Below are 18,670 nucleotides of genomic sequence, written 5' to 3' on the forward strand. Positions count from 1 at the left end.
AAAGACAAACCCTTAAACACAATGTTTAAGGGTTTTGTTTTTTATAATTAGAAGTTAAAGTTAACGATTTGCACTGGCTTTTAATTTATTGGTAAAATAGCGTCTTATCGGGAAATCTAAAAATTGGAATACCAAATAAGCAAAACCAATAAGTAAAATTACAGAAACAGGAATTACCAGCCACAAACGTTCTGCGCTTGGTTTTTCTGCAACAAAATAGGTTAAAAATATCCATATAAAAGGATAATGCGTCATATAAAGCGGATAAGAAATATCACCAGAAATTGTATTTATTTTTTGATGTCTAGCAGCTAAACTCGCTCCCGCGCCTAATGAAACTAATAACGGTAAATAAAAAATAATTAAAATTGGTTCGACCAGCCAGTTCCAGTGATCATTATACGGAATCAAAAATGCGATTAATAATAAAACACTCATGCCTAATAAACCTAATTTGTTTTTAATGATCCAATTAGAGCGATAAATTAGCATTCCCATTAAAAAAGAAAAAGCAATACGAGCCAAGCCATCAAAGAAATTCATGCCGCCCCAGCCACCGCCAACGTTACCAGAATGCCAGCCTACATAACAAATACTAATTGCGGCTAAGAAAACCAATAGCATTAGAAGTTTCTTTGCCACTTTAAACAATACAACAGCGTACACAATGTTGGCTACATATTCCCAAAATAAAGACCAAACGGGAGCATTTAAACTAAAGAGATTAAAAAATCGCTCCGGCATCATTGGATAAGGAATTAATAAAATGGATGTTATAAAAAATAAAGCCGTTTCTTTAAATCCATATATAGCATATAAATTGCTGTAAGGATCCAATAGCAAAGTAAATAAACCTAAAATTGACCCAATAATGACTAAAGGCTGCAGACGAATTAATCTTAGTTTAATAAAAGACAGCAATCCCATATCTGCAATGCGATGATCGTAAGCGTAAGTAATTACAAAACCCGACAAACAAAAAAAGAAATCTACCGCCAAAAAACCATGCGAAATAAAGTTTTTATTATAATCGGAAATGGCAATTTCCATAAAATGAAAAATAACTACTGCAATAGCGGCCAAACCTCTCAAGCCGTCTAGTATTTCGAAATGTTGTTTGCTTTTTAAAAGATTAAGGCTTGTAGTGTTGTCGGTCATCGGTTTAGTTTTTCAATAGTTTATTACAAACATATTGTTTTTGCACTAATAAATCAAAACAGATGACTTTTGAGAAAATATTGAGGCTTAAAAACTAAATTTTATGCTTTTGCATTCGAATTAAAATGCTGCAGAATTTGTTTTGGCGCGGCAATAACTTCTCTGCGAATGGAGTCAAACCATTCTACTTCTTTAGTTACTTCTGCACAACATTCGTTTTTTGAATTGAAAAAACAGCTTTTAATATTGATTTTATCATCAATGTAGCAATGTTTCATTTCAATAAGAAATTGTTCGGTAAACATTAGATTTTTATAACAAATCAATTCGTGATTCCCTTCTAGAAAACCTAAATGTAAAGCATTGAGTTTTTCTTTAGAAAATCCGTTATCAAACAAAAAACGATACCATAATCGAAGCGTATAGGATATGTACGCCGCACTTTCCATTACCATAACATTATCTACATCTTCTCCGGTAACTACATAATTTTTACAGATCATTTATATTGAGTTAAGGTTAAAAAAAGAGGCCAGCTTTTCACGAAAGTGACCTCAGAAAATAGTCATGTTTAATAATGATTTCCAATTCAAAATGATTATTGAACCAATAAAAAATTGTAATTGATTTTTATCTTATCAGCAATTTTGTTTCTCACCAAGCTTGGTATTTGTATATCAAAATCTTCTGGTTTTACTTCAAATGCGCCAACAGCAATTACTCCGTTAGCAGCTTTAGAAATTTTTATTATTACAGATATGGGTTTTGTTTTTCCGTGAATGGTAAGATCTCCTTTTAAAGTAAAATTTTTGGCTGTATTTGAGATTTTAGAAATATCAAAATCTTCAATTTTACCTTTTAAAGTTGCTTTAGAAAATTTTTCGGAATCCATGTAATTTTCATTAAAATGTTCTTCCATTAAAGCAACCTTAAATCGGAAACCTTTTATAAGAACCAAAGAAGCAAAATCTCCGGTGGATTGTTCTAAAACTGCAGATACACTTTTATTTTCGGCTGCAACTTCTTCATACGAAGGCATAGAAGCCTGAAATTTTATACTGCCCGTTTTTGTAATTAGTTTTTGCGCAAATCCAGTTGTACTTACGGCAATAAACAAAAGCAATACGAGGGAATTTATAAATGTTTTTTTCATGATATTTAATTTTCTTTTAAACCGTCAGTATTCCATTTTACAATCACATCAATATTAGTCTGAGACATTCTTCCTCCCTGAGGCATAATACCTTGCTGACCGCTTTGCAACTGAATTCTGCTTAATAAATCAGTATTTTGAACTGCCGCTTTTACCTCAGCATAAGTAGTTAAAGGTCTAAAAGATGCCGATCTGCCTCCTTGATGACAGCTTATACAATTGGCATCAATAATTGATTTTACATTTTGAGTATAAGTAATTGCCGTTACGGGATCTGTACCTGGGGTTCCTGTTCCCGGAGTTCCCGTTCCTGGATTGCCATTTCCCGGATCAGTTCCTGTTGTAGGCGTTTCAATGTCTTGATAAGTGTCAGAATCACTACAGCTTGTAAGTGTAGCGAGTAAAAATATAAGTGCTATTGCTTTTTTCATAGTTTGTGGTTTATTGTTTTTTTAAAATACTCTGTACAAGTTAAATCCGAAGAAGAAATCTCCTTTATCCCATTTTCCTGATGCATTCGTGAGGTACCCACTTTCGCTCATGGCTTGTGAATTGGTAAATATTAATTGAAAAACGTGTCCTCCAGTTTCAACATCCAAACCTACAGACAATGGATTTTGGTAAAAGTTAGGCTTGTCAAAATTGTGCATGTATTCTAAATTAACAGACAATCTTTTGGTGATTTTATAGCGACCGCCACCTCCAAAAGAAAACTGATTGTCTCTTTCGATATCAGGATTATAGAGGTTTTTGTGTATAAAAGACGGTACTACTTCTAAAGATAATTTTTGACTAATTTTTCTAGATATTAGCAATTGTTGTACAAAGGTGGTGCGGTGCTTAAATTCTAAACCGGGATATTGATCTTTTTCTAAAAAAGTATTAATATCTGCAACACTGTACCCAACAATATCTACAGGAAAACTGTCGTCTTGTCTCATCATTCGGTATTTTACTCCCGTTTCATACATTTTATTTAAAGTATGTCTGGAAAGACTCACAGACAACCAATCGGTAAGACCGTAAATACCGCCAAGTTTTGTAGTAGCATTATCAAGACCAAAAAAACTGTCAAAACCATCTTTTACAGTTCCAAAACGGTGCGAAACCACAAAATAGAATTCTTTTTTGGCAGGCATTTTTGTGGTTTGTAAGGTTACCAGCTGTAAAGCTTTAAAAGTTGCCGTAGAATAATTATCTACTACCTGAGTAGAATCAAGACTCTTTAGTAAATCATCTTGCGAATATGCCATCGCAGCCAGAAAAAGGCAGATTGGGACTAAAAATTTCTTCATAAATTAATTATTAATTTGTTTGATAATGGTGCATTGATCTAATTTAACCTCTTGAAAAAGCTCATCATAACCAATACATTTGCCTTTAACGGTTACTTTCTTGTTTAGAAACGACTTGTTTAATTTTTGAGTGAACAGGCAAAAAATATTGTTTTCTATCTGGATTACAGAATCTGTTTCTATCGTTACTTTTCCAGTTATTTCAACCGTTTTATTGAGGTATAATGCATCTGCTTTTTTTGGATCTGAATTATAATCGTTAAGGAATGTTGTGGCGTCTATACTAAAATCAGGCATTTCAGATTCTATATTACGAGCTTCCTTAAAGACAACTCCGTAATAAAAATAAATGCCTCCTGAAAGCGCCAACAACAAAGCAGCAATTACAATTACTATTTTTTTTCTTTTCATATATTTCTTTTGATAGGTTCAATAGTAAAACAGCTTTAACAGAGATTACCCTACCAAAGAATTGCTGTTTTGTAAAAAAAGTTGAGAAAGAGAGATAAGTGCTTATTTCTTAGTGAATAAGCTTTGAAGAAAAAAGTTATTTCAAATTAGTTCAACAGGACATTGAACTAATTCGAAATAAACTTAGAACAGATCAAATAAATTTGCCTGATTTATATAGCAAGTGGGGAATCTTTTACCGGTACAGGCCAAACTGCAGGGCTAGGAAAACTAATTCCTTTATTTGCACCTCTTACGCCGGCATCTTGTCCGAAATAGTATAAAGGCCAGCCGTTGTAAACCAATTGCGATTTGCCAAATACAGTAATAACAGAAAATTTAGATTTATCAAGAACAGACGGAACAACAATTTTATCCGTTTCGTAAATTGGCCAAACAGCATTGTTTGAGAAATCTGCTTTTGTAAAATTATTCTTTTGGAAATTATCGTTCTTAAAAGTGTAAAGCGTTAATCCTTTAGCATCTGTAAAATAGGTCGTCTGACCGTCTCCAACAGTATAATCAGATTTGTAGTTTTTTCCGTCATGACCTACAAGCTGGCTTCTTACAATCATAATAGAATAATCTGGTTTTGCGATAAACCAAACACCGCCAAATCCATCTCCTGCTGTTTTACCCGGAGCTTCAATTGTATTAGTACCTGCGCCGCCATATCCATCACCTCCAGAAACTGGTGCATAATAATACAATGGCCAGCCTTTATAGGTCAATTGTTTTTTACCCGATGTATTGGTTATAGTAGCAAAATCAGATAATGTTAATCCTGCACCTAATTTATCAGCAGTTAAATTATCTACTAAAAATGCAGGCCATAAAGCTTCGCATCCTCCCGTACAAGATGTTTGTCCATTAGCATCTGTTGCAAAAAAATACAAAGATCTTCCCGTTTTATCAGAAAGATAAGAACCCAATGTAGCACTTGTAGAAAGATTAACTTCTGTTTTTAATTCTGGGACAGTAGGAGTAGTGTTATCACTACTATCACTACTGCAGCTTGAAAAAAATGTAGTTGCTACAAGTGCAGCCAAAGCGAAAGTAATTTGTTTTAATTTCATGATTTTTAATTTTAGTTTATATCATGTTAAAACAGCTTTGATGCAGATTACCCTACCAAAAAAATGTTCTTTTGTGAAAAAAATTAAAAGAACAAGATTTTTTGAAAACCTTAAACAGAGAGAATTATAATGAAACTCTAAAACTCACATTTGGAGTTCTTTGCAGTGCAAAAGTTTCGACTTCTTCAATAGAATTCGATAAAGAATTAATTCTATAATATTCGCTGATTTCATTTTTCCTGTTCAGAATATTCAAAATAGATACTCCTAATTTATATTGAATTCCCTTTTCACTTTCCCATTTATAAGTCGTAGAAAGATTAAGCTGCGAAAAAATATGCAGATTGGTATTATTAGGTTTATTGAAAACCAATACAGGATCTGAAGGATCTATTTGAGAGTCAGCCAGAGAAGTTTTTGGTCGGCCGGAAGACCATTTTGCTCCCAAAGCAATTTTAAAATTATTTTTCTCATAAATTCCCGCCCACGACAAAGTATGCGTTAACTCAAAATTATTTGGAAAACGGGAAAACTCATAGTTAGAAAAATGGTAATTGTTGTTATTATAAGTATAACTGAACCAGGTTAGAAACTGATTTATTTTTTTCTGAATTAAAAATTCTGTTCCCAAAACTTCATAACCGCCAGTTGTTCGAACAAATTCTAATTGATTCTGAAAACCTTGACTGGAAGTTGTAATTCCGGTTACTTTTTTATAAAAGTTTTCTATATCCAGCAACCAGTCATTTTTTTTGTAAAATAAATTTAAAGAAATCTGTCTGCTTTTCTGAATAGGAATTGTGGTATTATTAGAGATAATCCAGCGTCTTTTTTCAATACCAAAATAATCTTTTTGCAAATCAATAATTTGTTGAGAGGTTTGACTTTTAAGTTCTCCCAGCAGCTCTATATTTAGACTTTTACTAATGCCGTAGCCAAATTGCATTCGTGGCTCAACAATGTATTTTTTAAATTTTTCAATATAATTAATTCGGGTTCCGGCCTTAAAATATATTCTGGAAAGCGTATCGTTATATTTTCCTTCAAAAATTAAAGCATGCGTTCTCAGCACATCTTTCGTTTTACTATAGAAATCAGGATTCGTTACATCCTCCAGATTTGTAATTCCGATTTCATTAAATTGATAGCCATCATTAATGCTGAATTTTGGACTTATAATATGATTATTCTCTAAATTAATTCCATTATTATTCACCGTATTTTCCTGAATTACAATTTGATTTTCCAGAGAAGTTTTTTGGTTGGCCAAAAGTTCGTAAGAAGAATTATAAATATTAATTTTAGTGGTATTGAAGCTGTTCCAGTTTCTTCTCCACGACAAATTGCCACCGTAATTTTGCTGGCGTAAATTATTATTTGCGGTTTTATGTACATCATATAATGTTGCACTCTGAAAAACTTCCAAATTGTCTTTGATGGTAATCAAATCGAGTACAATTTGATCTTTACTTCCTATTTTTTGAGCATATTTAAGAGTGGCATCATAGAAACCGAATTTTTTATCTTTTTCATAATCAATATTATGTTTGGATGAAAAATCAGTTATTGTGGTATTTTGAAATACTTTGTTGAAATATTCTTTGTACGTAGGAGTTTCCACAAAATCAGTGATAGATTTACGTGCCGAAATTTCGATATAACTCTTTTTAGAAAGATTGTATTTCGCATAAACATCGGCATTAATCATATTTATTCCGGCACTAAAAGAGTTCTTTTCTGCTTTTTCCGGAGTAGAAGAAATAGCGACAACGCTGGAAACACTTTCTCCAAAAAAGGCAGAACTTCCATTTTTATAAATAGAAATAGTGTGTGCCAGATTAGGATTAAAGACGGATATTAAACCAAAAAAATGTCCCGTTTGAAACATTCGAATTCCATTCCATAAAAATAAATTTTGATCATGTGTACCTCCGCGAACATTAATGCTCGATACACTTTCGTCGAGACTGTTTACACCCGGAATTTGCTGCATGGTCTGTAAAGCATCGGGTTCGATAAGCCCGGGAAGAATACCAAATTTTTTAGGCTTAATTTGAAATGATCCATCGTTGTTTTTAGAAATACCCGAAGCTAAAATTGCATTGGTTTTAATTTCTTCAAGTTCTGTAATTTCGGGTTCTAATACTATTTCGAGACAATTTTTAGAATCCGTATTTCCTGCTGTAATTCTTTTGGTTACAAACCCAACATGGCTAATTGTAAATAGAGAGGAGTCTTCTTTTTTAAATTCAAAATAACCATTTGCATCTGTTGTAAGCTGCGTTTTATTACTCAGATTAATATTGGCGTTTTCGATAGGTTTTTTATCCGTACTAGAAATAATGTACGCGCAGATTTTTTTCGGTTCATTCTCAATTTTATAAATATTAATGAATTTGTTGCCTATATTTTCAAAAGACAAATTGGTTTTTTTTGCCAGATATTGCAGTTTCTGATCTAAAGAAAGTGATTTTTTTGGAGGACATAATTGCAGTTCAAAAATAGCATCTTCGGTATAATTAAAACTAACCTGATGCTGTTGCTCAATATCAATTATGATTTGTCTAAAAGGCATAAGTTTTCCCTTGTCCTGAGCAAAAAGATTCAGGACATAGAAAAATATAAAAAACAAAAAATGAAATTGTTTGGGGACGAACATTTATTTTTCGACAAATATGATTTTGTTTTTTGAGACTTTTTTTGTTTCTAAATGATAGGTTGTACTAATAATATGTAAGGCAACATCCAGGTCTTTAGCAGGCAATTTTCCTGTAAATAACGAGACTGTATCTTTTGCATTCAATTCGATTGTAATATTGTACTGCCTTTCAACTTCATCCAAAATAGTTCTGATGTTTTCTTTATCAAAAGTTATCTGGTTATCCATCCATTCTGGTTGTAATGCGTTTATTGTCATTTTAACCTGTTTTCCGTTTTCAAAACTAACACCTTGTCCGTGAGTTAATAAAATTTGAGTGTTGGCATAATTTACCTTCACACGTCCTTCATAACACACCACATAAAATTTATTTTTTCTGGCCTTCACATTAAACTGAGTTCCTAAAACCGATACTTTTCCAAGATTCGTCTGCACTTCAAAACGTCTGCCTTTGGCAACTCTAAAATAAGCTTCACCTTTTAATTCCAGACGTCTGTTATTGTCCCAGTTCCATTTTTTATAATTTATTTCAGAACCTGAATTTAAAACCACTTCAGAATTATCAGGCAAAGAAAAAGTTGTTTTTTCTCCAAAATCTGCTGTCTGAGTTTGAGGCATCAAATACTTAAAAGCAAAAGTAATTCCAAGACCAAGAACTAAAATAGCTGCCACTTGAAACATCCATTTTTTGTGTAAAGGAACAACCTTTGGCGTCGCTTTTTTCTGCTTAAGAATATTCGACAACATCGCATTTTCATCCAAATCACCTACCTCCAAATGTTCTGTATAACTTTTGATTTTTTGGTATTTTTCGAAATCAGGACTTGCTTTAAATGCAGCTAATTCATCTTCCGATAAATCATTGTTGAGCCATTTTGCTAATAAGCGATCTTTTTTCATTGTGCTTGTATTATATATTAAAACAATTGGAAGTGAATTTACCCTACTTTTATAAATCAATTTCTTTACGTAAGCTTAATAAAGCCAAATGAATCCGTTTTTCTACGGCTTTTACGCTGATATTTAATTCCGTGGCAATTTCGCTGTATTTTTTTCCGTCAATGCGATGCATCAAAAAAGCGATGCGCTGTTTTTCATTTAAATTTTCAATAGCTTTCAAAAGTTTAGACTGAAATTGTTTTTCCTCCAAAATATATTCTGGATTTTCATTAGTTTTATCTAAACCCGTGAAATCTTTTTCATATCTCAAAACCACTTTTTGATGTGCAATTTCGTTGAGACTGCTATTATTGGCAATTGTATAAATATAAGATTTCGCTTTTTCCAGCGGCACAGAGGCGCAGTTCTGCCAAAGTTTTATAAAAGCGTCTTGTGCCAAATCTTCTGCCTGGTTGATATTGCCATATTTGTAAAAAAGAAAATTTCGAAGCGCTTTTATGTGGCTTTTAAAAAAGGATGAAAAGATTATTTCATCACAAGTGTCTGGCTGGGGTTTATTTGACATTTGGATTTTTCAGTTTGTACGTTGCAAAAGTATTTGTTTTTAGTTTAAGTAGGGTAAAAGTAGAGATGATTGTTTTATAGAAGTAAGAAGTGTTATTTTCTTCTGATAATTAGGGAATTAGAATAAACAGCAGAAACCCCTGGTATCGAATTATTAAAAAACAGTTTCTTTAATTTTATTACATTTGTAAAAATATAAATATGTTACCTTTTAAAAAATATTTATCAATAGTGCTTTTTTTATTCTTGTTTTCTTGTCAAAGTGAAATGGGAGAAGAAGATTATAATACACAAGAAACAGTTACCAATGTTTCTCCTCTTACGACTTATTTGCAAAGAGTTGCAATGGTTAAAACTGTTCAGGATAACGTAATCGACAGGTCTAGTTATTGTACCATAAAATTTCCGTACACCGTAACAGTTAATAATACGAACATTGCAATTAATACGGCGGCCGATTATCAGAAAGTATTAGATAATATCAACGCAAATACAAACGATGATGATGTAGTAAAAATAGATTTTCCGGTAACAATGGTTTACTATAATTACATCGAAAAAAATATTCCAGACGAAGCAGATTTTAATACTTTGATTGATTATTGGAATATGCATCCTGATCTTTTATCGAAAATCAACGGACTTAATATTAATTATCCTATTACAATTAACAGCTACAACAGAGCAAACCAAATGGCAAGCTCAGAATCAATTATAAGCGATCAGGCATTTTTTAATTATATAAAAAACCTGAGCGACACCGAATACATTTCCTTAAAGTATCCAATTTCAATTGCAGATTATAATTATCAAACTAAATCAATAACTAATAATTTAGATTTCGAAAATGCGATCAAATATGCTATTGATAATTGCCCGGAAAATAATATTGTAACATTAGATTTTGTAAACACGATAACAAAAGGTTCCTGGAAAATACCTTATTTTTTCTCTGGTTCAGAAAAAACTAGTTCGTATAGCGGTTATTCGTTTGTTTTTAAAAATGACTATTCGGTAGTTGCGACAAAAGGCTCGACAACAGAAACTGGTCAATGGGAAAGTAAATTACAGAATGGCGTAAGAGAACTAAAATTAACTTTCAGTTCAGAATTACTGAGCAAACTAAATGATAATTGGAAATTGTTTGAGTTTAATAACTCACAAATAAGATTACGCGATGTAAGCAATAGCACCAATTATCTTTATTTTGAAAAACAATAATTCTTGCCGATTAACTTTTAATAGATTAATTTATCTATTTCTCTTCTTCTAAATTGTCAACAGCAGAAATCTGATCTAATATATTAGTTTGGTTGGGCGCGATATAGTTTTTTGTCTCAATGGGATTTTCTTTCTTAAAAAGAAGGTCTAAGGCATGGTATAGTTTTAATAAAACATCTTTGTCCTGTTTTTCAATTTCTAATGCAGTGTTGAAATTAAAAACATAATTATTCGAATTGCGTACTTCTACTTTTATCGTTTTTGATGTGATTTTAAATTTTACTATATCCATATTGTATGTAAATTACTGATTTTGCAAAAGTAAAAAAATAAAAAAAGCAATGCTATGCAATTTACTTCGACTTTGCTAAAGGTACACGTTTTTAATTATTGCCTTTTATTTATTTTGAATTTCCGACGCTAATTCTGTATCTACTAATGATTTATTTCAAATAAAAAACCCTTAAACATTTACTGTTTAAGGGTTTACCTTTTGTAGCGAGGACGGGAGTTGAACCCGTGACCTCAGGGTTATGAATCCTGCGCTCTAACCAACTGAGCTACCTCGCCAAGACTGCTCTCAAATTGTCTCTGATTGCGGGTGCAAATATAAAAATAATATTAAAGCGAACAAGCATAAAATGAAGAAAAAAAAATATTTTTAAAAACGCATTGTTTTTGGACATATATTCTTATATTTCGAAAAAATTAAAAGTAGCACATGGATCCAAAAATACGTTACGAAATCGAGTTTCCCATAAATTCTTCGCCGCAATTATTATATCAATATATATCAACTCCGTCAGGTTTATCAGAATGGTTTGCTGACAATGTAAATTCAAGAGGGGAATTCTTCACATTTATTTGGAATGATTCGCAGGAAAAAGCACGTCTTGCTTCTAAAAAATCTGGTGAAAAAGTAAAGTTTAAATGGGTTGATGAAAGCAGTAAGGATACGGAATACTTTTTTGAACTTCATATTTTAGTTGATGAGTTGACTAAAGATGTATCATTAATGGTAGTCGATTTTGCAGAAAGAGAAGAAGTAGGTGAAGCTAAACAATTGTGGGAGAATCAAATCTCAGACCTAAAACATCTTATAGGTTCTGTTTAGTAAAAGTCTATTTTATAACTTATATTTGCCCTGAACAAAATTCAGGGTTTTTTTTATGATTAATTTTAACGGAAACATAGCAGCGCAGGACGATAATATATTAACTCAAAATCGTGCGTTTCTGTACGGAGATGGTGTTTTTGAAACACTAAAGATTATCAATAATAAAATCTTATTTCTAGAAGATCATTATTTTAGACTAATGGCTTCGATGCGCGTCATTAGAATGGAAATTCCGATGAACTTTACAATGGAATACTTCGAAGAACAAGTTTTAAAACTAGTTCAGGAAAAAAGTATTACAGCATCTGCAAGAGCAAGAATAACTGTTTTTAGAAACGATGGAGGTTTGTACCTGCCTAAAACGAATGAAGTTTCGTTTTTAATTAACGCTACACCATTAGAAAATACCTCTTACGCTATAAATACGGCTCAATACGAGGTTGATTTGTATAAAGATTTCTATGTGACCAAACAATTATTATCGTCTATTAAAACCACTAATAAATTAATAAACGTAACAGGAAGTATTTTTGCTCACGAAAATGGCTTAAATAACTGTATATTAGTAAACGACACTAAAAATGTTGTAGAAGGATTACAAGGAAATTTGTTTATGGTTGTGGGTAAAAAACTAATTACGCCGCCAGTTTCAGAAGGTTGTGTAAATGGTGTAATGCGCAAGCAAATTTTGGCATTGGCAAAAAAAGTAGAAGGCATAGAAGTGATAGAAGAAATAATTTCGCCTTTTGATCTTCAAAAAGCAGACGAATTATTTCTAACAAATATAATCATGGGAATACAGCCGATAACTAAATATCGGAAAAAAGAGTTTACAAGCAATCTTGCTCATTTGTTAGTTCAAAAACTAAATGAATCCATTTCTGAAAATTAATTCAGATATGGATTCTCTGGTGAATTTGACCAAATGAGATAATCACCTCCAAGCTCAATAATCTGCTCTTTCCAAAAATGAGTTGTCGATTTTCCGATAATTTTGTTCTTGTAATTATTATCAGCAATGATCCAGGAGTTTCCCTGCATTTCATTCTCCAGCTGATTTTCGTCCCAACCCGTATACCCTAAGAAAAAACGGATATTGTTCTTGCCAATAGATCCGTCGTTTATTAAGTCTTTGGTAGACTCAAAATCGCCACCCCAATAAATTCCGTTAGAAATCTCAACACTATTTGGTATCAACTCCGGAATATTGTGAATGAAATAAAGGTTGTCTTGTTCAACAGGGCCTCCATTATATATTTTGAAAGAAGCTTGAATCTCAGGTATTAAGTCATTAATAGTATATTTTAATGGTTTATTAATGATAAAACCTATAGAACCTTCTTTGTTATGATCTGCTAATAAAATTACCGATCTATTAAAAGATAAATCTCCAATTATAGAAGGCTCGGCAATAAGCAGGTGTCCTTTTTTTAATTTTTCTGAAATCATACGGCTACAATTTTTATTAAATTTAATCATAAAAATTTTAAAAACCCAAATAAAATCGTTAAACCGCATAAAAAAACCTTCCATAAGGAAGGTTTTAATTATATTATAAGTTTAGAGAACTTTCTTACTTAGTTCACTGCACCTTCTAATTCAGCTCCTGCTTTGAATTTTACAACATTTTTAGCAGCAATTTTGATAGTTTTTCCTGTTTGAGGGTTTCTTCCGTCTCTTGCAGCTCTAGCAGAAACAGACCAAGATCCAAAACCTACTAATGAAACTCTTCCACCTTTTTTCAAAGTAGTTCCTACATTACCTAAAAATGACTCTAAAGCTAATTTCGCAGCAGCTTTTGTAATTCCTGCATCAGCAGCGATAGCATCGATTAATTCTGATTTGTTCATAATAATTAGTTATTAATTGTTGGTTAAAAAAAATTGTTAATACACAAATTTAGTAGGAAATCCGTTGCGTGCAAGTCTTTTCCGAAATTTTAGCAAAAATTGTTGATAACTTGCTTTTTTTGTTCATAACAGATGTTGTTCATCGATGAAAATCAAGTAGAAACCCCTGTTTTACTGAGCTTAATAGACTTTTGCGTCCTCAGAAAAACTCACTCCATTTAATAATTCTGCTGTTTGCATGCGTTTTTTCCCAGGAAGCTGTAAACTTAACAGCTGTATAAAACCATTCTTAATAGCAATTTTGATTTCTTTTTTGCTGCTTATTAAGTTTCCAATCTCATAAGAATGAGACTCTAAAATCAATTTTGCCTCATATATTTTAATGCTTTGTTCCTCATTTTTATCTTTCAAAAAGCACCAGGAAGCAGGATACGGACTCAAACCACGAATCAAATTGTTGATTTCGTAGCCAGATTTTGTCCAGTCAATTTTGCAATTTTCCTTATTCAATTTGTAAGCCGTTTTTATTTCGGCATCGTCTTCCTGAATTGTTGTTGTAACATTTCCTTTCTCAATAACTTTTAAAGTATCAATAACGGTTTCACTTCCTAAATTCATTAATCGATCATGAAGTTGTCCTGCGTTTTCGGTTGGCTCAATCGCAATTTCCGAATTTAAGATCATTGCTCCGGTATCAATTTTATCATCAATAAAGAAAGTCGTAACACCGGTTTTGGTTTCTCCATTAATAATAGCCCAGTTTATTGGCGCCGCACCGCGATAATTTGGCAGTAAAGAAGCGTGAAGATTAAAAGTTCCTAAACTTGGCATTTCCCAAACTACTTTTGGTAACATTCTAAAAGCTACCACAATTTGCAGATTAGCATTTAGCGCTTTTAATTCTGCCAGGAAACCTTCATCTTTTAAATTTGTTGGTTGTAATAAAGTCAGGTTATTTTCTAAAGCATATTCTTTTACAGCCGAATATTTAATTTTTTGTCCGCGTCCCGCAGGTTTATCTGCAGCCGTAATAACGCCGACAACATCATAATTGTTTTTGATAATGGTATCCAAAATGCCGACAGCAAATTCTGGAGTTCCCATAAATATGATTTTTAATTTTTCCATTATAATTTTAAAGTGTATTTATTATTTGATTGAATGATGATATGATTGTTTTCTAATAATTCCTGAAGAACTAGAATAATATCATTTGCATCCATTTTTATTTGGGTCTGAATTTCTCTCGAAGTTAATGCTGCGCTTTTTAGCAAAGATAAAATCTTATCTGCAATAGAATCGGCATCGGTTATTTTTCCTTTTTGAGTAATGCAATACGAACAAACACCACAATTAGAATTTGTTTCTTCGCCAAAATAAGCCAGAATCAAACGATTCTTGCAGGTTTTGTTTTCTTTTATATAATGAAGAACAGACATTAAATGTTCTTTCTTAAGCTGATTTTGTTTTTCTAAATATTTCGCAACCCTGTTTATAGTTAAATCGTCTTCACGAACTTCATTAAATAATATAGTAGCGTCGTTGTTTTTAGATTTATATTCGATGATTTCTTTTTCCTTTAATTTTTCCAAAACAGCAGAAACTTGCGCTTCAGAATGATGCGATTTCTTGGCAATCAAAGGTAAATTAAAAGGAACCTTCATGTCATAAATTCCTGGATACGTTCTCAAAATGGCCAAAACAATTTCTTCGTCATTGGGATTCAGGCTCATATATCGAATAACTTCTTTCGATTCAATTAAAAACTGCATCGTAATATTTTCAGAAAATTCCTGAGACATCGTAATAATTCCCTGCTGATTCAAAAACTGCAAAGCATTATACGTTTTAAGAGTAGGGAAGTCGTATTTCTGGCAGAAATGATTCATTTTAAAAGAAAAAGAATCATCTAAACCTTCGCCATAAGCAATCTGAAAATAGTTACAGAGTTTATTATAAACCGATTTTAGGAATTTTTTATCCGGCAAAACACTCAAAAACTGTTGTTCCGTTTGTCCGCTGTCGGATGGACTGGTTAATAAAACAGCAAAAGATTTTCCGCCATTTCTTCCTGCACGTCCAGATTCCTGGTAATAATTCTCAATGTTTTCCGGAAGCTGTGTATGAATAACCGTTTTTACATTGTCCTTGTCAATTCCCATTCCGAATGCATTCGTGGCAACGATAACCTGCGCCTGTTCCGACATCCACAACTGCATATTTTTGTCTTTTTCTTTTGCCGAAAGACCGCCATGATAATAAGTTGCCCTAAAACCAAGTGACTGCAATTGCGTTGACATGTTCAGACAAGATTTTCTGTTTCGGACATATATAATAGAAGGCTGTGGGTTTTTCTTCAGAATTTGTTCAACACGGTATAATTTGTCTTCGACCTCAAAAACCATATACGCGATATTTTCTCTTGCAAAAGACTGCTGAAAAAGTTTGGTATCTTTAAGTTCCAATTCCGTTTTAATATCTTCAATAACTCTTGGCGTTGCCGTAGCCGTCAAAGCCAAAAAAGGAATTTTAGGAAAGAATTTTTTAAGCTCAGAAATCTTCAAATAAGCCGGACGAAAATCGTGTCCCCATTGCGAAACACAATGCGCTTCATCAATTGCAATTAAATTTATAGGAAGATTTTTAATGCGCTCCAGAATCCAATCTGATTGTAAACGTTCTGGCGAAAGATATAAAAACTTGTAATTTCCGTATTGGCAATTATCCAGAAGATCAATAATTTCTTCCGTATGAATACCACCCGTAAGTGCAATAGCTTTAATATCCCTCTTTTGAAGATTTGCAACCTGATCTTTCATCAGCGCGATCAAAGGCGAAATCACCAGACAAATTCCGTCCTGCATCATCGCCGGAACCTGAAAACAAATCGATTTTCCACCGCCGGTTGGCAGTAACGCAAATGTATCCTGACCGTCTAAAACCGAATCAATAATTTCTTTCTGAAGCGGTCTAAAGCTGTCGTGTTTCCAGTATTTTAAAAGAATTTCCTGCGCTTCAAGCATTGCTTTCGTTTTAAAGTTAAAAATTTAGAAATCAGTTTCTAGTTTAGAACTTTAAACCAAATGCTAAATTTTATCTAATATATAAAGAATTCTGTTGTCAACAGTATCTTTCGGTACTTCTATTAAATCGTAACCGTATTTTTTATATGTCTCAACAAGGTGTTTCTGAATCGTAACTGCTTGTTCAAAATTCTCATAGCGCTCCGTGTCGCTTTGGTAAATTTCCTCCCACGGCGGTAAAATAAAAATCTTCGAATATTTAATTTCCTCACAAGCTTTAGTAAAATGCGCCGGATATTCGTCACCAATATAATCCATATAAGCCACAACATCAGGAATGCCTCGGTCTATAAAAACAACATTGTCAGGTTCTTCAAGAGCATCGTGATATTGTTTAATGCGTCCTTCCAAAAGCATTTCGCTAAACAATAAAGGCTCTTCCAGAAATAACTGATCGATGCCTCGTTCTTGCGCTTCGAGCGTAACTTGACGTGAAATTTCAGGATAACAGCAGTAGCCACGAGCCACCAATTCGTTAATTAGAGTAGATTTTCCCGTTCCCGGGCCACCAATGAGAACTATGATTTCTTTTTGCACTTTTAGAAAAATAAAGCGCAAATTTACCTAAACTTATTCGTAATTAAAAAGAATATTTATCAGAAACGAATGATTTCGCATTTTTGGAAGCATCGTTCCTGCTTTCGGCTATATCTTTTTTGGTCTCGTTCCCAAAAAACGAGTCCAAAAAAGGATACCGCCTCAATCAGGGTTAAAGCGGGAAAGATGGTTTTGTTTTTGGATTTATTTCTTGCGATTCGCCCTCCTGCAAGGTTTCCAAAACCTTGTAGGTATAATTTTTCTCAATCAAAAGAAATGGTAATTACGCTTAAATAAACCTACAAGGTTTTGGAAACCTTGCAGGAAACGTAACATTACTCATACTTACTTAACCTAATCCTCCAGTAGTAAAATTTGAATAATTGTGTTTTGTCAAATTGATAGTTACATGAACATTGCAATTTCCGCCGTCACTCATGTCAATTAAAGAGTATTTATATTCATTGCTGAAATCATCTTTACAATAACAGCTAATCCAAATTTCTTTTTCTTGTTTGTCATTTATTATAACAATACATTGTTTAACATATTTATTTACGCTTCTAAGTCTGGAATTATTCTCAGAAAAACATTTTCTTAAAATTCGATCAACTTCAACTAACTCATTTTGATTTAAATCGTACTGTTTTATACTGTTTGGTTTATAATTAAAATAGATTCCGTAGAATTTTGGATCAAAAGTAAAAAAAGTATAATCGCTATATTTTTTAAGATCTAATTTGCTTTTTGATTGAAACAGATTCTTTTGAATTTCAATTTTTAAAGGAAATTTTCCGTCTACAAATTCAATGAAATTGTTTTTAATTACAGCTTTTTCACTTTCATTAAAATTAAACTTAACTGGTTTAAAATAAATAGTATCATTCTTCAAATAGCAAGATCCTTTAAATTTTTCTGTTTTATTATTATATCTTTTATTAGTGATAGTAAGAATATAAGTGCTGTCTGAATAAGACTCAAATTTCATGCTTCCGCCATAATCATCATTATTTACTGCTGAGATTTTTATGGTTTTTTCAGTTTTTGATTTTTCAATGTTTTGATTTTTACAATTGATAAATGATCCTAGAAATATTAATGATATTATGATTTGTATTTTCATTATTTAATATTTAAGATGTAATTCATTTACGCTAAAATTGGTTTTTTTCCACTTTTCTCGATTAACTTTATTAGTATCAATTTCTTCTGACCAATCAATTCCCGGAATGAGTTTCGTTTTTTTTATAAACCTTCTTTTAAATCCCAATGCCCCTAAATCTCTCATTTGAAAGTCAATTGTCTGATTGTTGTTTTTAATGTTTATATATTCAATTGATTGCGTTTTCCAAAAGCTTAAATATGTTAATTTACATAAAGTAATTGTGGAAAAGGCAATGAAAATAATTAAAATTATAGACGCTTTTTTGAATTTTTCTTTAAAAATTATATTCAAAATAAATACAAAAGAGGCGTAAGATATAAAGATTAAAATCCAATATAAGAATGCATTATTTATACTTAAATCAGAGTATCTGTTTAATAAAATTATAACAGTTGAAATTGTAAAAAGAAAATAGAATATCTTTCTTATCATCATTTAAAAT

General features: G+C 32.1%; 21 protein-coding genes and 1 tRNA gene. 3 read left to right on the forward strand and 19 right to left on the reverse strand.

Annotated elements, in window-relative coordinates; all coding sequences use genetic code 11:
* Positions 1-60: 60 nt before the first annotated feature.
* The 10 genes from EV144_RS18730 to EV144_RS18775 all read right to left on the reverse strand — a co-directional run bounded on the left by EV144_RS18730 (position 61) and on the right by EV144_RS18775 (position 9,256).
* Complete coding sequence (locus EV144_RS18730; RefSeq protein ID WP_134150679.1) at positions 61-1,158, reverse strand: acyltransferase family protein; 1,098 nt, start codon at positions 1,156-1,158, stop codon at positions 61-63.
* 101 nt (positions 1,159-1,259) lie between these two features.
* On the reverse strand, positions 1,260-1,661 hold the full coding sequence (locus EV144_RS18735) for a hypothetical protein (protein WP_134150680.1): 402 nt from the start codon (positions 1,659-1,661) through the stop codon (positions 1,260-1,262).
* Between the two features lie 95 nt (positions 1,662-1,756).
* On the reverse strand, positions 1,757-2,311 hold the full coding sequence (locus tag EV144_RS18740) for a YceI family protein (protein WP_134150681.1): 555 nt from the start codon (positions 2,309-2,311) through the stop codon (positions 1,757-1,759).
* 5 nt (positions 2,312-2,316) lie between these two features.
* The gene (locus EV144_RS18745; RefSeq protein WP_134150682.1) at positions 2,317-2,742 is read right to left on the reverse strand and encodes a c-type cytochrome; all 426 of its coding nucleotides are present in this window, start codon (positions 2,740-2,742) and stop codon (positions 2,317-2,319) included.
* 21 nt (positions 2,743-2,763) lie between these two features.
* Positions 2,764-3,606 (reverse strand): DUF5777 family beta-barrel protein, encoded by an 843-nt coding sequence (locus EV144_RS18750; RefSeq protein WP_134150683.1) that lies wholly within the window; start codon positions 3,604-3,606, stop codon positions 2,764-2,766.
* Between the two features lie 3 nt (positions 3,607-3,609).
* Entirely contained in the window at positions 3,610-4,017 is a 408-nt protein-coding gene (locus EV144_RS18755) for an OB-fold protein (protein WP_134150684.1), read from the reverse strand.
* 212 nt (positions 4,018-4,229) lie between these two features.
* On the reverse strand, positions 4,230-5,132 hold the full coding sequence (locus EV144_RS18760) for a hypothetical protein (protein WP_134150685.1): 903 nt from the start codon (positions 5,130-5,132) through the stop codon (positions 4,230-4,232).
* A gap of 124 nt (positions 5,133-5,256) precedes the next feature.
* The gene (locus EV144_RS18765) at positions 5,257-7,707 is read right to left on the reverse strand and encodes a carboxypeptidase-like regulatory domain-containing protein (protein ID WP_243854707.1); all 2,451 of its coding nucleotides are present in this window, start codon (positions 7,705-7,707) and stop codon (positions 5,257-5,259) included.
* A gap of 84 nt (positions 7,708-7,791) precedes the next feature.
* Entirely contained in the window at positions 7,792-8,691 is a 900-nt protein-coding gene (locus EV144_RS18770) for a FecR family protein (RefSeq protein ID WP_134150687.1), read from the reverse strand.
* A gap of 49 nt (positions 8,692-8,740) precedes the next feature.
* On the reverse strand, positions 8,741-9,256 hold the full coding sequence (locus EV144_RS18775; protein ID WP_134150688.1) for an RNA polymerase sigma factor: 516 nt from the start codon (positions 9,254-9,256) through the stop codon (positions 8,741-8,743).
* A gap of 200 nt (positions 9,257-9,456) precedes the next feature.
* On the opposite strand from EV144_RS18775, the gene EV144_RS18780 reads away from it, so the two are divergent.
* Entirely contained in the window at positions 9,457-10,476 is a 1,020-nt protein-coding gene (locus EV144_RS18780; protein ID WP_134150689.1) for a hypothetical protein, read from the forward strand.
* Positions 10,477-10,510: 34 nt separating this feature from the next.
* Here the strand turns inward: EV144_RS18780 and EV144_RS18785 are convergent, their stop codons facing one another.
* Together EV144_RS18785 and EV144_RS18790 are read right to left on the reverse strand one after the other, a co-directional pair.
* Positions 10,511-10,768, reverse strand: a complete 258-nt coding sequence (locus EV144_RS18785) for a hypothetical protein (RefSeq protein WP_134150690.1) — start codon at positions 10,766-10,768, stop codon at positions 10,511-10,513.
* A 204-nt stretch (positions 10,769-10,972) separates the two neighbouring features.
* Positions 10,973-11,046: transfer RNA gene (locus tag EV144_RS18790), tRNA-Met, on the reverse strand.
* A 151-nt stretch (positions 11,047-11,197) separates the two neighbouring features.
* Between EV144_RS18790 and EV144_RS18795 the strand changes: the two genes are divergently transcribed.
* Positions 11,198-11,590: an START-like domain-containing protein gene (locus tag EV144_RS18795; protein ID WP_134150691.1), complete on the forward strand. Its 393-nt coding sequence runs from the start codon at positions 11,198-11,200 to the stop codon at positions 11,588-11,590.
* A 55-nt stretch (positions 11,591-11,645) separates the two neighbouring features.
* Entirely contained in the window at positions 11,646-12,485 is an 840-nt protein-coding gene (locus EV144_RS18800) for an aminotransferase class IV (RefSeq protein WP_134150692.1), read from the forward strand.
* Here EV144_RS18800 and EV144_RS18805 read toward each other — a convergent pair.
* From EV144_RS18805 to EV144_RS18835, 7 genes are all read right to left on the reverse strand, one after another.
* Positions 12,482-13,042 (reverse strand): YqgE/AlgH family protein, encoded by a 561-nt coding sequence (locus EV144_RS18805; RefSeq protein WP_134150693.1) that lies wholly within the window; start codon positions 13,040-13,042, stop codon positions 12,482-12,484. The genes EV144_RS18800 and EV144_RS18805 overlap by 4 nt on opposite strands.
* Before the next feature lie 128 nt (positions 13,043-13,170).
* Positions 13,171-13,443: an HU family DNA-binding protein gene (locus EV144_RS18810; RefSeq protein WP_095952182.1), complete on the reverse strand. Its 273-nt coding sequence runs from the start codon at positions 13,441-13,443 to the stop codon at positions 13,171-13,173.
* A 180-nt stretch (positions 13,444-13,623) separates the two neighbouring features.
* Positions 13,624-14,571, reverse strand: a complete 948-nt coding sequence (gene fmt / locus EV144_RS18815) for a methionyl-tRNA formyltransferase (RefSeq protein WP_134150694.1) — start codon at positions 14,569-14,571, stop codon at positions 13,624-13,626.
* Positions 14,571-16,466, reverse strand: coding sequence for an ATP-dependent DNA helicase RecQ (locus EV144_RS18820; RefSeq protein ID WP_134150695.1), 1,896 nt, complete (start codon positions 16,464-16,466; stop codon positions 14,571-14,573). The genes fmt and EV144_RS18820 overlap by 1 nt, the downstream gene beginning before the upstream one ends.
* A 63-nt stretch (positions 16,467-16,529) precedes the next feature.
* Positions 16,530-17,063 (reverse strand): AAA family ATPase, encoded by a 534-nt coding sequence (locus EV144_RS18825; protein WP_134150696.1) that lies wholly within the window; start codon positions 17,061-17,063, stop codon positions 16,530-16,532.
* Between the two features lie 349 nt (positions 17,064-17,412).
* Positions 17,413-18,186 carry a hypothetical protein gene (locus EV144_RS18830; protein ID WP_134150697.1) on the reverse strand — a complete coding sequence of 258 codons (774 nt, stop codon included), beginning with the start codon at positions 18,184-18,186 and terminating at the stop codon, positions 17,413-17,415.
* Positions 18,187-18,189: 3 nt separating this feature from the next.
* Complete coding sequence (locus EV144_RS18835; protein WP_134150698.1) at positions 18,190-18,663, reverse strand: hypothetical protein; 474 nt, start codon at positions 18,661-18,663, stop codon at positions 18,190-18,192.
* Between the last annotated feature and the right edge of the window lie 7 nt (positions 18,664-18,670).

Source organism: Flavobacterium sp. 270 (genome assembly GCF_004368785.1).
Lineage (GTDB): Bacteria > Bacteroidota > Bacteroidia > Flavobacteriales > Flavobacteriaceae > Flavobacterium.

Bases quoted from the DNA above. Each gene is read 5' to 3' on its own strand.
- EV144_RS18730 (WP_134150679.1), bottom strand. From the start codon at position 1,158: ATGACCGACAACACTACAAGCCTTAATCTTTTAAAAAGCAAACAACAT.
- EV144_RS18735 (WP_134150680.1), bottom strand. From the start codon at position 1,661: ATGATCTGTAAAAATTATGTAGTTACCGGAGAAGATGTAGATAATGTT.
- EV144_RS18740 (WP_134150681.1), bottom strand. From the start codon at position 2,311: ATGAAAAAAACATTTATAAATTCCCTCGTATTGCTTTTGTTTATTGCC.
- EV144_RS18745 (WP_134150682.1), bottom strand. From the start codon at position 2,742: ATGAAAAAAGCAATAGCACTTATATTTTTACTCGCTACACTTACAAGC.
- EV144_RS18750 (WP_134150683.1), bottom strand. From the start codon at position 3,606: ATGAAGAAATTTTTAGTCCCAATCTGCCTTTTTCTGGCTGCGATGGCA.
- EV144_RS18755 (WP_134150684.1), bottom strand. From the start codon at position 4,017: ATGAAAAGAAAAAAAATAGTAATTGTAATTGCTGCTTTGTTGTTGGCG.
- EV144_RS18760 (WP_134150685.1), bottom strand. From the start codon at position 5,132: ATGAAATTAAAACAAATTACTTTCGCTTTGGCTGCACTTGTAGCAACT.
- EV144_RS18765 (WP_243854707.1), bottom strand. From the start codon at position 7,707: ATGCCTTTTAGACAAATCATAATTGATATTGAGCAACAGCATCAGGTT.
- EV144_RS18770 (WP_134150687.1), bottom strand. From the start codon at position 8,691: ATGAAAAAAGATCGCTTATTAGCAAAATGGCTCAACAATGATTTATCG.
- EV144_RS18775 (WP_134150688.1), bottom strand. From the start codon at position 9,256: ATGTCAAATAAACCCCAGCCAGACACTTGTGATGAAATAATCTTTTCA.
- EV144_RS18780 (WP_134150689.1), top strand. From the start codon at position 9,457: ATGTTACCTTTTAAAAAATATTTATCAATAGTGCTTTTTTTATTCTTG.
- EV144_RS18785 (WP_134150690.1), bottom strand. From the start codon at position 10,768: ATGGATATAGTAAAATTTAAAATCACATCAAAAACGATAAAAGTAGAA.
- EV144_RS18795 (WP_134150691.1), top strand. From the start codon at position 11,198: ATGGATCCAAAAATACGTTACGAAATCGAGTTTCCCATAAATTCTTCG.
- EV144_RS18800 (WP_134150692.1), top strand. From the start codon at position 11,646: ATGATTAATTTTAACGGAAACATAGCAGCGCAGGACGATAATATATTA.
- EV144_RS18805 (WP_134150693.1), bottom strand. From the start codon at position 13,042: ATGATTTCAGAAAAATTAAAAAAAGGACACCTGCTTATTGCCGAGCCT.
- EV144_RS18810 (WP_095952182.1), bottom strand. From the start codon at position 13,443: ATGAACAAATCAGAATTAATCGATGCTATCGCTGCTGATGCAGGAATT.
- fmt (WP_134150694.1), bottom strand. From the start codon at position 14,571: ATGGAAAAATTAAAAATCATATTTATGGGAACTCCAGAATTTGCTGTC.
- EV144_RS18820 (WP_134150695.1), bottom strand. From the start codon at position 16,466: ATGCTTGAAGCGCAGGAAATTCTTTTAAAATACTGGAAACACGACAGC.
- EV144_RS18830 (WP_134150697.1), bottom strand. From the start codon at position 18,186: ATGAAAATACAAATCATAATATCATTAATATTTCTAGGATCATTTATC.
- EV144_RS18835 (WP_134150698.1), bottom strand. From the start codon at position 18,663: ATGATGATAAGAAAGATATTCTATTTTCTTTTTACAATTTCAACTGTT.